The following is a 14,025-nucleotide window of genomic DNA, read 5'->3' as shown; positions in this document are numbered from 1 at the left end:
CCTAGCCGTCGATGCGGGTGATGTTGCGGATCTTGTTGGAGGCGTCGAGGGCGGCCACCTTGTACGCCTCCGACAGCGTCGGGTAGTTGAAGACCGCGTCGACCAGGTAATCCACGGTTCCGCCGCAGCCCATCACGGCCTGGCCGATGTGCACGATCTCGGTGGCACCGGTGCCGAACACGTGCACCCCGAGCAGGCGGCCGTCGTCCGGCGCGACAAGCAGCTTGAGCATGCCGTACGAGTCGCCGACGATCTGGCCGCGGGCGAGCTCGCGATAGCGGGCGATGCCCACCTCGAACGGCGTGGCCGAGTCGGTCAGCTCGTCCTCGGTCTTACCCACGAAGCTGATCTCGGGGATCGTGTAGATGCCGATCGGCTGGAGCGTGTGCATGACGCGGGCCGGCTCGCCGCAGGCGTGGTGCGCGGCCAGTCGCCCCTGCTCCATCGAGGTGGAGGCGAGTGCCGGAAAGCCGATCACGTCGCCGACCGCGTAGATGTTCTCCACCGCGGTGCGGTAGTTGGCGTCGACCTCGATCCGCCCCCGCCGGTCGGCGGTCAATCCCGCCGCCTCGAGGTTGAGGCCTTCGGTCTGGCCCTGCCGGCCGGCTGAGTACATCACCGTGTCGGCGACGATCTTCTTGCCGCTCTTGAGGATGCACAGCGCCGCGGTCGAGTGCCTCTCGACGGCGGCCACCTCCTCGCCGAACCGGAACGTCACGCTCAGGTCGCGCAGGTGGTATTTCAGCGACTCGATGATCTCGTCGTCGCAGAAGTCGAGCATCTTCTCGCGCCGCTCGACCACGGTGACCTTGGTGCCGAGGGCGGCGAACATCGAGGCGTACTCCATGCCGATCACCCCGGCGCCGACCACCACCATGCTGCGCGGCACGGCCTCGAGGTTGATCACCCCATCGGAGTCGACGATCGTCCGGTCATCGAAGTCCACACTGTCCGGCCGGGCCGGCCGGGTCCCCGCCGCAACAATGATCTTGTCAGCGGTGACCTTGTTGTCCCGGCCGTCCCCGCCGTCCACCTGCAGCGTGTGCGCGTCGGCAAACCGGGCCGTCCCGGTCAGCATCACGATGTGGTTGCGGGCGAGCTGGTTGCGAATGACATCGGTCTGCCGGGCGATCACATGCTGGGTGCGCGCCGCGAGGTCGCTGACCGTGATGTCTTCCTTGACCCGGTAGTTCGACCCGTAGAGGTCGCGCTGACTGAGGCCGGTCAGGTAAAGCACGGCCTCCCGCAGCGTCTTGGAGGGCACGGTCCCGGTATTGATGCAGACCCCGCCGATCATGTCGCGGCGGTCCACAATGCCAACCCGACGCCCCAACTTCGACGCGGCGATAGCGGCCTTCTGCCCACTGGGCCCAGAGCCCAAAACCAACAGGTCATAGTCATACACATCGCTAGCGTCGCAGTGCGAGGCGGCGCGGTCTACGGGCCCGATCGGCATTTTTCACGCTGTTCACAAGCCGGCGGCCGGACGGATCAGCCTCCTCGGCGACCCGGGCAGACTGCCACCTGCCGGCGGCGTGGGGCCGGCAGTGAGCCAGGTGGCCAGGCCGTGCCGTACAGCTCGGAGCAGAGCACCACGCTCATCCACGGCACCCACGGTCCGCTCAGGATCAGCGGCGCCTCCCGGCCGCGCACGTTCAGCTCCACCGACCACTCGCCCGGGATGGCCCGTACGCCGGTGAACTGCCACAGGGCGTACTCCTCGCCCACGATCAACCGCAGGTTGGTGATCACCGCGATCTGCCGCTCCCGGTTATCGACGGTGACCGGGAACCAGCCGTACTGCTTCTCCGTCGCCATCAGCGGAATCGTCGGCGCCACGGCCTTGGGCCGTCCTCCGCGCCCCACATACCCGGCCAGCATGTTGCGAGCGCGGAATCCCGCACTCAACTGGTCGGCGTCGTACTCGGCCACCCTCTTCTCCGATCCGATTTCGGGCCCCCCGTTGCGGCCAGGTTCGATCCTGGCCCCCTAAAGGCCACCTGACCAGCGAATACCCTCACAAGGGGGTGCGTTCTGGCCGATCCGGCTACCCCGCACGTGTTCGACACTCCAAGCAATCGCTTGACATCCATGTAAGACTCCAAGCATGTCCTTGGATTCGTCGAGCGATCAACCCGCCGAACGCAGAGTGATCGGCGACCCCCTGACTCTGCGTGCGCTGGCCCATCCGCTGCGCCTGAAGTTGCACGCTCTGGTCGGCCGCGAGGGCTCGATCACCGCCGCCGAGGCCGCCCGCCAGCTCGGCGTCAGCCAGGCGCTGGCCTCGCACCACCTGCGCCAGCTGGCGAAGTACGGCTACGTCGAACCGGCCGAGGCCGGCGACAACCGCGAGCGCCCGTGGCGGGTGACCCACACGTCGCACCGGTTCGATCCGGCCGAAAACACCTGGGACGAGATCGAGGCGCTGCAGCACTACCTGCTCGAACGCACCGCCGCCCAGCTGGCCGACTGGCATCAGCGACGGGCCGACGCCGAGCCGGGCTGGGCCGAGCACGCCGGCATCTCGCAAAACCTGGTCTACCTGACCCTGGACGAGATGATCGAGCTCGAAGAGGCGTGGAACGCCCTGATCGACCCGCTGGTCAAGCGACGCCCGCTCGGTGACACCAGCAAACGGCCGCCGGGCGCGATCCCGATCGACGTCACCCTGGTCGCCGTCCCGCTGCGTCCCACGGAGAGCGGAGCGTGACATGGGCCGCGACTACCGTCTGCTGCTGGCCGCGAACTTCGTCTCGTTCACCGGCGACTGGATCCTGAGCGCCGGTCTCGTCTATCAGGTCTACGCCCTCACCGGCTCCGCGCTCGCCAGCGCGGCGATGGTGCTGGCCACCCTGATCCCGCAGGTGACGCTCGGTTCGTTCGCCGGCGTGCTGGCCGACCGCTGGGACCGCCGCCGCACGATGATCGGCTGCAACCTCCTGCTGGCGGTCACCCTGCTGCCGTTGCTGCTGGTCACCGACCCGAGCCAGGTTCCGCTGGTCTACGCGGTGGCGGCCGTCCAAAGTGCCCTGGCGGTCGGTTTCGCGTCGGCCGAGGCCGCCCTGGTCCCGTCGCTCGTCGACGCGCATCGCCTGGTCACCGCGAACGCCCTGAACGGGCAGGCCCGCGACGTCGCCCGGCTGGTGGGTGCGGCGCTGGGTGGGGTGCTGGCCGCCGCCGGCGGCATCCGGCTGATCGCCGTCGCCGACGCCGCGACGTTTGCCGCGGCCGCCGGCCTGCTAGCGCTGATCCGCTATCGCGCACTCCGGCCGGGCGGGCAGGCGGCGGCTCCGCGCGTCCTCCGCGAGTGGCTCGACGGTACGCGTATCGCGGTGTCCGACCGCACGCTGCGCGTCCTGATGGTGTTCGCGCTGATCACGGGCGTCGGCGAGGCGATCATGATGACCCTGATGGCACCGTTCGTCCGGGACGTGTTGCACGGCGGCAACCAGACCTACGGCACGATCATGGCCGCTCAGGCGGTCGGTGGGCTGGCCGGTGGCGCGCTCGCCACCCTGGTAGGACACCGGTTCGCGCCGCGGCTGCTGCTCGGTGGCGGCGCGGTCGCCTTCGGCCTGCTCGATCTGGTGCTGTTCCTCTACCCGCTGGTGCACGTGGCGACCTGGCCGGCGTACGGGATCATGGTGTTGGTCGGTCTGCCCGGCGCACTGACCGTGGCCGGCCTGGTCACCGTCTTCCAGACCGCCACCGACGACAGCTACCGCGGCCGCGTCTTCGGCGCGATCACCGCCCTGCGGGCCGGCGCCATGCTGGTCGGCATCGTGCTGGCCGGCACCCTGGCCGGCCGGGCCGGGATCGTCCCGGTGATCGCGGTGCAGGGTGCCGGCTACCTCGCGGCCGGTCTGCTGGTGCTGGCCGCGCTGCCCCGTTCAGCGCGGCCCGCGGTCATCGGCCGTAACGACTCTTCAGATGACGCCACCAGTCCCGAAGCATCCACTTGTCGAACTCCGTGATGCTTGTGGCACTGCCCGCCTTCATGATGAAGCCTTGGCCGGGCGTCGGGTCCCAGTCGTAGAAGTCATCCAGGCCGTACGTGTGCCCCATCTCGTGCAACAGGATGTGGATGTTGTCGGTGCTCAGGTTGCTCATGTAGTACTCGGAGCCGATCCGCTGCCCCCAGTCGCCACCGGCGCCCCCGCTGAACCCGGCGGTGAGCCAGAGCGAGTGGTCGTAATGGTGGGACGCCCCGCCCGGGCAACCGGAGTAATTGCCGTCCTGGTGGAAGAACCGCCCGCACGGCGTACCGCACTGCGGCGCGTTCTCATTGATGTCGTTCACGTAGATGTCGACCGACGTGTCCGTCCATTCCAGCTGGGCCCGATCCCGCACGGCCCAGCCGACCACCTTCACCGGCACCTGCTTGTACGGCCAGTTGTTCCAGCCCGACCCGTTGTCGAGCATCTGGTCCATCCACTTCTGGTACTGCCGCTGCAGAGCGGCCGCCACGGCGTCCCGCTGGGCCGCGGTGACGTGCGCGGTCGAGTCCCACCGCACGCAGTAGTTGATCGCACCGCCCCCGGCGAACAGCTGGTCCCAGCCGTAGTTCTTGAACCCGTACAGGTTGCTGTAGGTCGACTCCTCGTGCGACCAGACCGCCGCGAGCGGCTGCACCAGCGAGGACGGCGGAGTCCAGGGGTCACCGGTGGGCGCGGTGGTAGGCGCAGTCGTCGCCGGAGTAGTGGTGGGAGTGGTCGTCGTCGGCGTGGTCGTCGGCACCGAGCCGGTGCAGGCCACACCGTTGAGGGTGAACACCGTCGGCGCCGGGTTGGTCCCGGTGAACGTGCCGGTGAAGCCGACATTCACCGACCCACCGGTGGCCACCGACCCGTTCCACCCGGCGTTGGTAGCGGTGACCGCACTGCCCGACTGGGTCCAGGTGGCGTTCCAGCCCTGGGTGACCTTCTGGGTGGCGGTGGGGAAGGTGAAGCCGAGCGTCCAGGAGGAGACCGGGTCACCGAGGTTGGTCACGGTGACCGACCCCTGAAATCCACCGGGCCACGAGCTGGGAACGGTGTAGTCGACACGGCAACCGGCGGCGGCATAGGCCGGCTTGAGCGCACCGACCACCGCGAACGCGGCCACCAGGCACGCCAGTGCCCAGACGACGCGACGTCTCATCGAGTTCCTCGATTCAGGAGGGGATGAGAGCGGCGGGCCGAAGGCCGGGGAGACGCCGCCCATGGGGGATCCGCAGACGGGATGGACTCCGCCCGCGCGTATGCGCCCTCGTGGTACGACGTGACACCGTTCCGTGGCCAGGCTATGCCCCTTAAAAATAGACGTCAATGAATCAACGGCCGGGTACGGCAGAATGGGGCCGTGCGAGAGATCGTGGACGGCGTGTTCGAGCTTGGCCTCGGGTTTGTCAACGTGCATCTGGTGGTGACCGACGACGGGGTGGTGCTTGTCGACACCGGGCTACCGCGCCGGTCCAAGCAGATCGAGCGTGGCCTGCACGAGATCCGCAAACAGATCGGTGACGTGCGCGTCGTGCTGCTCACCCATTACCACTTCGACCACGTCGGCAACGTTGCCGACCTGCGGAAACGCTCCGGCGCCCGGGTGTTCGCGCACGCCGCCGACGCGCCGGTGATCACCGGCGCGATCACCCCGCCGAAGCCGAGCGGCCTGCTGCCCCGCCTGCTCGGCCGGATCGTGACGGTCGAGCCCACCAAGATCGATCAGCTGATCACGGCCGAGGAGTCCGAGCCGATCCCGGGCTTCACCGCCGTGCACACCCCCGGGCACACCCGCGGTCACGTCTCCTACCTGCTCGACCGGGCCGGCGGCGTGCTCTTCGCCGGCGACACGGCCAGCGGCAGCAAGGACGGCACCCTGGTCAGCGGCCCCAAGCAGGTCTCGGCCGACCCGGCCGAGCAGGACCGCAGCGTGGCCAAGTTGGCCACCCACAACTTCGAGCACGCGGTCTTCGGCCACGGCCGGGCGATGTCGGGGCGCGCGGTCGAGCGCTTCCGGGAATACGCGTCGGCGCTACCCAACGATTGAGCGGGATTCGTCGCGCTGCCCTAGCCTGACCGGCATGTCCGAGCGCCGGGGGCCCAAGGCCCTCCTCGCAGCCCGACGGCCGCTGCCCGCCCACATCACCGTCTACCTCTTCGTGATCGTGCCGTTCCTGGCGCTGATCGCGGCCGTACCGTTCGCCTGGGGCTGGGGGCTGACCTGGCTCGACCTGGCCCTGGCCGTGTTCTTCTACGTGCTGACCATCCTCGGCACCACGGTCGGCTACCACCGCTACTTCACGCACGGCTCCTTCAAAGCCAAGCGCCCACTGCGGCTGGCCCTCGCGGTGGCCGGCAGCATGGCCGTGCAGGGGCCGATCCTGCACTGGGTGGCCGACCACCGGCGGCACCACGCGTTCGCCGACAAGGAGGGCGACCCGCACTCGCCGTGGCTGTTCGGCACCTCGCCGGTGGCCCTGGCCCGCGGCTTCTGGCACGCGCACCTGGGCTGGATCCTCGACCGGGACCAGACCAACCAGGAGCGGTTCGCGCCGGACCTGCTGGCCGACCGGGACATCCGGGTGGTGCATCGACTGTTCGGGCCGCTGACCATCCTGACGCTTATCGCGCCGGCCCTGCTCGGTGGCCTGCTCACCTGGTCCTGGCTGGGCGCGGTGACCGCGTTCTTCTGGGCGAGCCTGGTGCGAATCACCTTCCTGCACCACGTGACGTGGTCGGTCAACTCGGTCTGTCACATGATCGGGGAGCGCCCGTTCAACGCCCGGGACAAGGCCACCAACTTCTGGCCGCTCGCGCTGCTCAGCATGGGCGAGGCCTGGCACAACCTGCACCACGCCGACCCGACGCAGGCCCGGCACGGGGTGCAACGTGGGCAGATCGACGTCTCGGCTCGGGTGATCTGGTTCTTCGAGCGGTTCGGCTGGGCGCATGACGTGCATTGGCCGACACCCGAGCGATTGGCGAAGATCACGCGATAGTCGCGTCGCGGCCGTTTCGGCCGCGGCGGTCGCGCTGCTCGGCGGTTCGGGCTGGTGCGGTTGGGGACACGTCGCGCGTACGCCCAAGAGGGTTTGGGTTCTGTTGGGCCGGCGGACATCGGCGCAGATCATCGTGTGGGCATGCGAGTCGCTCTGGTTACGGAGTCTTTCCTGCCGGATGTCAACGGGGTCGCGCACTCGGTGGTGCGGGCGGCCGAGCATCTGCTGCGCCGGGGGCACCAGCCGATGGTGATCGCCCCGCAGCCGCCACCCGCCCTGCGAGATGTCCGAGTCGACGTGCCCTATCCGGTTGTGCGGATCGCGTCGCTGCCGATGCCCGGTTATCCGCAGATTCGGCTGGGTCTGCCCACCCCGACGATGACCGGTGCCATGCGCGCGCACGGCACCGATGTGGTGCACCTGGCCAGCCCGTTCGTGCTGGGTGCGTGGGGGATGGCGGCCGCCAAATCGCTGAAACTGCCGACCGTGGCGGTCTATCAGACCGACGTGGCGGCCTACGCCCGCGCGTATAAGGTCGGAATGACCGAAGGTGCGGCCTGGCGATGGATCCGGACCGTGCACAATGCCGCATCCCGGACGCTGGTGCCGTCGACCGAGTCCCGTGCCGCACTCGGCGCGCACGGCGTCGAACGCATCCACCTGTGGCGGCGCGGCGTCGACGACGTGCAGTTCCATCCGGCTCGGCGCAGCGCCGGCATGCGCCGCGTGCTGGCGCCGGACGGCGAGGTGGTGGTCGGTTTCGTCGGCCGGCTGGCGGTGGAGAAGCAGATCGACCTGCTCGCCGACGTGAGCCGGCTGCCCGGCGTGCGCCTGGTCATCGTCGGCGACGGCCCGGCCGGGCCGGCCCTGCGAAAAGCACTACCCAAAGCCAAATTCCTCGGCGTACGGCGGGGACTTCAGCTGGCGCGCATCTACGCGAGCTTCGACATCTTCGCCCATACCGGCCCCTACGAGACGTTCGGCCAGGCCGTGCAGGAGGCGATGGCCAGCGGCCTCCCGGTGGTGGCGCCCCACGCGGGCGGCCCGGTCGACCTCGTGCAACACGGTCGCACCGGCTATCTGGTCCCGCCGTTCGAGGCGGCCGGGTTCACCTCGGCGGTCGCCGACCTCGCCCGGGACCCGGCCCGGCGGGCCGCTTTCGGCGCCGCCGGGCGCCGCGCCATCGAGGGCCGCAGCTGGTCGGCGGTGGGCGACGAGCTGATCGGGCACTATCGAGAGGTGTCCGCTCTCAGCGTGTTCGAGCGCCCGGCGGTCGCCGCGTGAGGATCGTGCGGGTGGCCAACTACGTAGCGCCCCGATCCGGCGGGCTGAAGACCGCGCTGCGCAACCTCGGCGCCGGCTATCAGGCGGCCGGCCATGAGTCCGTGCTGGTCATCCCGGGCGAGAAGGCAACCGACGAGCAGACCGAGCAGGGCCGGGTGATCACGCTGCCCGGTGCCTACGTGCCCGGCCTGGGTGGTTATCGGGTGCTTCTGGACCGGCGGCGGTTGGCCGCGACGCTGCGTTCGCTGCGCCCCGACCGGCTGGAGATCTCCGACCGGACCACCCTGCGCTGGCTGGGCCGCTGGGCCCGGCGCCGCGACATCCCGACCATGATGGTGTCGCACGAGAGCCTCGACGGCCTGCTGCGACTGTTCGGTCCGGCGTCCGGCCGGCGCGTCGCCGACGTGCTGAACGGCCGCACCGCGGCCGACCACGACCGGATCGTGTGCACCACCCGCTGGGCTTCCCGGGAGTTCGCCCGGATCGGCGCGCCGGTGGACCTGGTCCCGCTCGGAGTCGATCTCGACCGTTTCACCCCGGACCGCCGCGATCCCGCGATGCGGTCCCGCTGGGCCGGCCCCGACGACGTGCTGCTGCTGCACTGCGGCCGGCTTTCGCCGGAGAAGAAACCCCGCCGTTCACTTGCGGCCCTGGAGGGCCTGCGCCATCAGGGCGTACGGGCGGTGCTCGTGGTCGCCGGAGCCGGGCCGTTGCGTCACGCCCTGCAGGAGGAGGCCGCCTCGCGGGGACTACCGGTGCGCTTCCTCGGCCACCTGACCGACCCGCTCGAGGTCGCCGCCCTGCAGGCCTCGGCCGACGTGGCGATCGCGCCCGGCCCGATCGAGACGTTCGGGCTGTCCGCGCTGGAAACCCTGGCCAGCGGTACGCCGGTGGTGGTCAGCGCGCAGAGTGCCCTGCCCGAGGTGATCGGTGCGGCCGGTCTCGCGGCGGCCGGCGACGGCCCCGGTTACGTCACCGCGGTCCTCGACCTGCTGTCCCGGCCGGAGGACGCCCGGCGACAGGCCGCCCGCGCCCAGGCCGAGAAGTTCCCCTGGTCGGCGTCGGTGGCCGGTTTCCTGGCCGCGCACCAGATGTCAGGCGGTGATCCGGTCCGGCTTGCGGAGCCGCTGGGACGGGACACCGGCCGCCCGCAGATCGTCGGCGATCTCGGCTGACGCATTTTGCAGGAAGACGACCACCCGGTGGTCGTCGGCCAGGTCGCAGAGCGCGGCCAGGGTGCCCAGGTTGATCGGATCGACCGTCGGCACCTCGGCCAGGTCAACGATCAGGCGCAACGGCCGCAGCTTGCGAACCGCGTGCACGAGCGTCTGGCGGAACTGCACGGCGCACTCGGCGTCCAACACGTCCCGCGGGGTGATCACGAGACTTCCGTCGGCCTCCGTCCGGACGTCGACTGAAAAGTTCGGCATCTGTCAGCCTTCCGTCGCCCCCGCGTTTGCCGGGTGGCAAAGCCTATGTGGAGGCGACGGTAGCCGTCGATCGTTCATGCACCAGGCGGGGAAAGACTCAAAGACGCAGAGCCCGCCAGTCGACATATTTGAAGTCGGTGCTCACCCGGCCGTCGTCCGGGGTGTTCTCGCCGTCGTGCAGCACCAGCAGACCCTGCGGGTAACCGGGCAGCGCCTCCGAGGTCGCGGCCGCCCCGTCCGAGTGCTGCACGCCGTCGGCCCGCGGCCCGTCGACCACCCGGAAGCTGCTCAGCGGCCGGTTGGTGCCCCGGTCGTACACGTAGAAGCGGCTGTCCCCCTGGCTCGAGACGATCAGGTAGCCGTCCTTCTTACCGGTCGGGTAGATCGTGGCGCCCTCGACATCGGCGTGGATCCGCCCGCCGAAGCCCGGGTCGTCGTCCCCCGCCACACATTCCTCGGTCGCCGGGTCATAGGTGGCCGGCACCCCGTATTCGGCGACCCGCTCGACCACCCGCGGCACCCCGACGAACCGGTCCCGGTCCAGCCGGATCCGCCACAGCGCGACGTCTTCCTGAGCGACGTAGAGCACGCCCGCCGCGGCGTCCACCACCATCCCCTCGATCTGCGGGTCCTCCCCCGGCTCCGCGCACGGCGCCCACGTCTCGCCATTGGGCAGGCGGAACTGTTTGGGCAGGTCGAGCAGGTCGGTGTTGCGGTAGGTAACCCGGCCGCCGCGCTCCTCCAGCCGGAAGATCCCCAGCCGGGTGGAGTGCCGGCGGCTGACCACCGCATAGCGGCCGTAAGCGGCCAGGCCGTATCCGGTCGCCTGGGTGGCCACCTCGTCCTGGTCCTTGCTGAACAACAGCGGAGCGCCGGCCGCCGTGACGTCGGTGAGCCGCCCGGTCGACTCGATCCGGTAGATCCGCAGCTGGTCCAGCCCGCGGTCGGTCACCACCGCGAGGTCGGCCGTCCGCCCGCCGAGCCGGAACCCGGTCACCAGGTCGACGTTGTTGAACCGCCCGTCGGCCGGCGGCGCGATCGACTGCACCTCCCGGCCGGCCAGGTCATAGACCCGCAGCCCACCGTTCTTGGCCGTGCCGATGACCCGGCTCTTCGCCCGGTCGGCCCGGTTGATCCAGATGGCCGGATCGTCCGCGTCGGCGTCCCCACCAGCCTCGTCGTCGAAGAGCGCCGGGGTCTCGACGGTAGCGGTGATCTCCCGGTCGGCCTTGGCGCCGGCCTGGGCCGGCGCGGCCACGACGGAGGAAAGAGCGACAAGGGCGACGATGCCAACGGTACGGCGCATAACCGCGACAATCCCCGAGGACCTTGGCGTACGGGTGGCCGCCGGCTTAACAGGTCGACACGGGTTGGTCCCGCTGTCCCGGATGCTGGGGAAGCCGGATGAACCCAGCCGGCAACCCCAGGTACCCTATGCTCGCGGGCCGCTAGCTCAATGGCAGAGCTGAGGACTTTTAATCCTTAGGTTCGGGGTTCGAATCCCCGGCGGCCCACTCTTCCTATTCCGGAGCCGAGCCCCGGAGGCCCACGTTACGATGGCCGCTCCCTCGGGGGCGGTCCTTGTTTTGGGTGGGTTGCGGTTGTTATGCGTGGCCCAGCTCGGTGGGCCTGTCCATGGCCGTGCCTGGAGACCTTGGCAGCTACATCATCACCTGGCCTCGCTTGGTACTTCTTGGCTTGCGCATTTCGAAAGCAATGGGGTTGTGCTGGCAATTTGCTGGGGGGCCAGTGTTTAGCAAATTCTCTATTGTTACGCAATGGAGAACAGGTGGTTTCTCTGGCGCCGCATTGCACCTTTGCCTATGCCGGGCCGGACGACAGGTTGGGTGGGTGGGGCGACCGGTGGGTCAGGTCTGACCGAAAAGACCACCCCGGTGGCATGAGCGGTGGGGCGGGGTGGCCTCTGCCTGTCGCTCGTCTGCGGTCTGAGCTGGGGTTTCATGGTGGTAGCCTGGGTTCACCGGTGGGGGTTCTGAGCTGGGCGTCTAGCCGTTCGTTCTATGGTTGGGTTCCAACTATGGGACAGATTGTGGGCACGTTTTCTGGTGGATTTGGCCGGGTGGGCTAGGTGTTGGTCGCACTAACACAGAATGCTCATTGGCGACTAAGGAACACCTGGGATTAAGCATAGAACCGGTGCTAGCCTTGGTCCCCGCGGCGATGGCTGCGTGCCATAGCTCCTGCAAACGACGAAGGCGACCGACAGCTATGTCCCCCCAGACGCTCGTTCCCGTCCTTCTCTACCACTCCATCACGCCGACCGGCGCCGAGAGCCGCGACCCGTTCGCGGTCTCCGAGGCCGGCTTCCGCGAGGACATGGAGGCGGTGCAGGCAAGTGGCCGGGTTCCGCTGACCGCCCGCCAGCTCGGCGCCTGCCTGCGAGGCGAGCAGCCGCTGCCGGAGCACGCGATCGCGCTCACCTTCGACGACGGGTTCGCCGACTTCGCCGACGTCGCGCTGCCGATCCTCGACAAGCTGTCGCTGTCGTCCACCCTCTTCATGACGACCGGCTACTTCGACCAGCCCGGCATGCTCTCGCCGGCGGCCCTGCGTGACATTGCCGCAGACGCCTCGCTCGAGATCGGCGCCCACTCGGTCACCCATCCCCACCTCGATCTGCTCGATGCCTCGAAGCAACTGAAAGAGGCCGTCGACTCCCGCAAGCACCTGGAAGACCTGCTCGGCATGACCGTCGACTCGTTCGCGTACCCGCATGGCAGTCACTCGCGGCGCACCCGTTCAGCGATCGCCGAAGCGGGGTATATCAACGCCCACGCAGTGAAGAACGCCATCTCTCACCAGACCGACGACTGTCTGGCGGTGGCCCGCTTCACGGTCGTCACTGACACCGAGCGCGAGCAGGTTGCCCGCGTCATCGGTGCTACCGGAGCACCCATCTCGTGGAAGGGCGAACGGTTGCGGACCCGCGGCTATCGGCTGGCAAGGCGTCTCATGGCAGGTGCTCGCTCGTGATCAGCACCCTGCTTGACCGTTTCGGTGGCTGGCCGGACCCGAGTTCGTTCCGGCCCACCCACATCGTCGAGGTCGACCTCGACGAGGACATCCCGGCCATGACCGCGAGCGGACCGGCCCGGGTGCTCGTCCGGCGCTCCGGCCGGCCGGTCGCCTTCGTCCCGGTGACGGTTCCCGACGAGGGCCTGACCCCCGAAGAGGTGCGCAAGGCTCTCGACGAGGCGATCGCCTCCGAGGGTTACCCGGCCGAGCCGGCCCACGCCGAAGCGCAGGCCGTCGCGCCGGTCCGGGCCACGGTCGTCATCACCACCTGTGTGGCGACCCGAGGCCTGCTCCGGGTGCTCGACGACGTCCGGGCCCAGACGATCACGCCGCACGAGATCGTGGTGGTCGACAACCGCCCCAACACCTCCGGCGTCACCGACCTGTTCCAGCAGCAGGGCATCGACGACGTGCGCCTGGTGCTGGAACACCGCCCCGGCCTGTCCCGGGCCCGCAACGCCGGCCTGGCCGCCAGCACCGGCGACGTGATCGCCTTCCTCGACGACGACATCGCCGTCGACAGCCGGTGGCTGGAGGCAATCACCGAGGTGTTCCGCCAGGACCCGTCGGTCGCCTGCGTGACCGGCATGATCCTGCCGATGGAGCTGGAGACCCCCGCGCAATACCTCTTCGAGGAGTTCGGCGGTTTCTCCAAGGGCTTCCACCAGCGGCGGTACGACTTGAAGGACCACCGCGGCACCAGCAAGCTCTACCCGTACGCGGCGGGCGTCTTCGGCACCGGCGCCAACGGCTCCTTCCGGGTCGACGCCCTGCGCGCACTGAACGGCTTCGACGAGAAACTCGGCATGGGCACCCCCGCCAAGGGTGGCGAAGACCTCGACATCTACCTGAGCGTGATCCAGAGCGGCCGCACCCTGGTCTACGAGCCGGCCGCGCTCGTCTGGCACCAGCACCACCGGGAGATCGCGGCGCTACGCCACCAGATCTTCAACTACGGCGTCGGCATGTCCGCCATGATCGCCAAGCGCTGGTGGGCCAACCGCCAGGAGCGTCCCGAGATGCTCCAGCGCCTGGGCGCCGGCGTCAAGCACGTCCTGGGCCCGGGCAGCCCCAAGCACCAGACGAAGACGAGCTCCTACCCGCGGGCGCTCACCCTGATCGAGCTCGGTGGAGTAATCCGCGGCCCGTTCGCGTACTGGCGCAGCCGCCGGCACCGCGTTTCCTGATCCCCGTCTTTCACGGGTCTGGCCTGATCGATTATTCGATCAGGCCTTTTCGGTTCCCCCGAATTTGGGCAGCAAAAAGGCCCACCCGGTTGCCCGGGTGGGCCTTTTC

The 14,025-nt window shown here is 69.3% G+C and carries 13 protein-coding genes and 1 tRNA gene; 9 read left to right on the top strand and 5 right to left on the bottom strand.

Features of this window, described 5'->3' with window-relative positions; all coding sequences use genetic code 11:
- Window position 1: 1 nt before the first annotated feature.
- Both sthA and Ate02nite_RS48470 read right to left on the bottom strand, forming a co-directional pair.
- Window positions 2–1,456 (bottom strand): Si-specific NAD(P)(+) transhydrogenase, encoded by a 1,455-nt coding sequence (gene sthA, locus Ate02nite_RS48475; protein ID WP_239148259.1) that lies wholly within the window; start codon window positions 1,454–1,456, stop codon window positions 2–4.
- Window positions 1,457–1,491: 35 nt separating this feature from the next.
- Window positions 1,492–1,932 (bottom strand): hypothetical protein, encoded by a 441-nt coding sequence (locus tag Ate02nite_RS48470; protein ID WP_203814801.1) that lies wholly within the window; start codon window positions 1,930–1,932, stop codon window positions 1,492–1,494.
- 175 nt (window positions 1,933–2,107) lie between these two features.
- On the opposite strand from Ate02nite_RS48470, the gene Ate02nite_RS48465 reads away from it, so the two are divergent.
- Together Ate02nite_RS48465 and Ate02nite_RS48460 are read left to right on the top strand one after the other, a co-directional pair.
- On the top strand, window positions 2,108–2,710 hold the full coding sequence (locus Ate02nite_RS48465) for a winged helix-turn-helix domain-containing protein (RefSeq protein WP_203814800.1): 603 nt from the start codon (window positions 2,108–2,110) through the stop codon (window positions 2,708–2,710).
- A gap of 1 nt (window position 2,711) precedes the next feature.
- Window positions 2,712–3,974 (top strand): MFS transporter, encoded by a 1,263-nt coding sequence (locus Ate02nite_RS48460; RefSeq protein ID WP_203814799.1) that lies wholly within the window; start codon window positions 2,712–2,714, stop codon window positions 3,972–3,974.
- Here the strand turns inward: Ate02nite_RS48460 and Ate02nite_RS48455 are convergent.
- Window positions 3,907–5,139, bottom strand: coding sequence for a cellulose-binding domain-containing protein (locus tag Ate02nite_RS48455; protein ID WP_203814798.1), 1,233 nt, complete (start codon window positions 5,137–5,139; stop codon window positions 3,907–3,909). The genes Ate02nite_RS48460 and Ate02nite_RS48455 overlap by 68 nt on opposite strands.
- Window positions 5,140–5,340: 201 nt before the next feature.
- On the opposite strand from Ate02nite_RS48455, the gene Ate02nite_RS48450 reads away from it, so the two are divergent.
- From Ate02nite_RS48450 to Ate02nite_RS48435, 4 genes are all read left to right on the top strand, one after another.
- Window positions 5,341–6,027: an MBL fold metallo-hydrolase gene (locus Ate02nite_RS48450; RefSeq protein WP_203814797.1), complete on the top strand. Its 687-nt coding sequence runs from the start codon at window positions 5,341–5,343 to the stop codon at window positions 6,025–6,027.
- A gap of 34 nt (window positions 6,028–6,061) precedes the next feature.
- A complete protein-coding gene (locus Ate02nite_RS48445; protein ID WP_203814796.1) occupies window positions 6,062–6,979 on the top strand; it encodes an acyl-CoA desaturase in 918 nt (305 codons plus the stop codon).
- 141 nt (window positions 6,980–7,120) lie between these two features.
- The gene (locus tag Ate02nite_RS48440) at window positions 7,121–8,263 is read left to right on the top strand and encodes a glycosyltransferase family 4 protein (RefSeq protein WP_203814795.1); all 1,143 of its coding nucleotides are present in this window, start codon (window positions 7,121–7,123) and stop codon (window positions 8,261–8,263) included.
- Window positions 8,260–9,438, top strand: a complete 1,179-nt coding sequence (locus Ate02nite_RS48435; RefSeq protein WP_203814794.1) for a glycosyltransferase — start codon at window positions 8,260–8,262, stop codon at window positions 9,436–9,438. Before Ate02nite_RS48440 ends, Ate02nite_RS48435 begins: the two co-directional genes overlap by 4 nt.
- On the opposite strand, the gene Ate02nite_RS48430 is transcribed toward Ate02nite_RS48435, so the two are convergent.
- Window positions 9,358–9,693: an STAS domain-containing protein gene (locus Ate02nite_RS48430; protein WP_203814793.1), complete on the bottom strand. Its 336-nt coding sequence runs from the start codon at window positions 9,691–9,693 to the stop codon at window positions 9,358–9,360. The genes Ate02nite_RS48435 and Ate02nite_RS48430 overlap by 81 nt on opposite strands.
- Window positions 9,694–9,790: 97 nt before the next feature.
- Window positions 9,791–10,999, bottom strand: coding sequence for a phytase (locus Ate02nite_RS48425; protein ID WP_203814792.1), 1,209 nt, complete (start codon window positions 10,997–10,999; stop codon window positions 9,791–9,793).
- A gap of 136 nt (window positions 11,000–11,135) precedes the next feature.
- Between Ate02nite_RS48425 and Ate02nite_RS48420 the strand changes: the two genes are divergently transcribed.
- The 3 genes from Ate02nite_RS48420 to Ate02nite_RS48410 all read left to right on the top strand — a co-directional run bounded on the left by Ate02nite_RS48420 (window position 11,136) and on the right by Ate02nite_RS48410 (window position 13,916).
- Window positions 11,136–11,207, top strand: a tRNA-Lys gene (locus tag Ate02nite_RS48420).
- A gap of 715 nt (window positions 11,208–11,922) precedes the next feature.
- The gene (locus tag Ate02nite_RS48415) at window positions 11,923–12,687 is read left to right on the top strand and encodes a polysaccharide deacetylase family protein (RefSeq protein ID WP_203814791.1); all 765 of its coding nucleotides are present in this window, start codon (window positions 11,923–11,925) and stop codon (window positions 12,685–12,687) included.
- Window positions 12,684–13,916: a glycosyltransferase family 2 protein gene (locus Ate02nite_RS48410; protein ID WP_203814790.1), complete on the top strand. Its 1,233-nt coding sequence runs from the start codon at window positions 12,684–12,686 to the stop codon at window positions 13,914–13,916. Before Ate02nite_RS48415 ends, Ate02nite_RS48410 begins: the two co-directional genes overlap by 4 nt.
- The last annotated feature ends 109 nt before the right edge of the window (window positions 13,917–14,025 follow it).

This window comes from Paractinoplanes tereljensis, from assembly GCF_016862435.1.
Lineage (GTDB): Bacteria > Actinomycetota > Actinomycetes > Mycobacteriales > Micromonosporaceae > Actinoplanes > Actinoplanes tereljensis.
The sequence above is the reverse complement of the archived record's forward strand: the minus strand, read 5'-3'. Positions and strand labels throughout refer to the sequence as shown.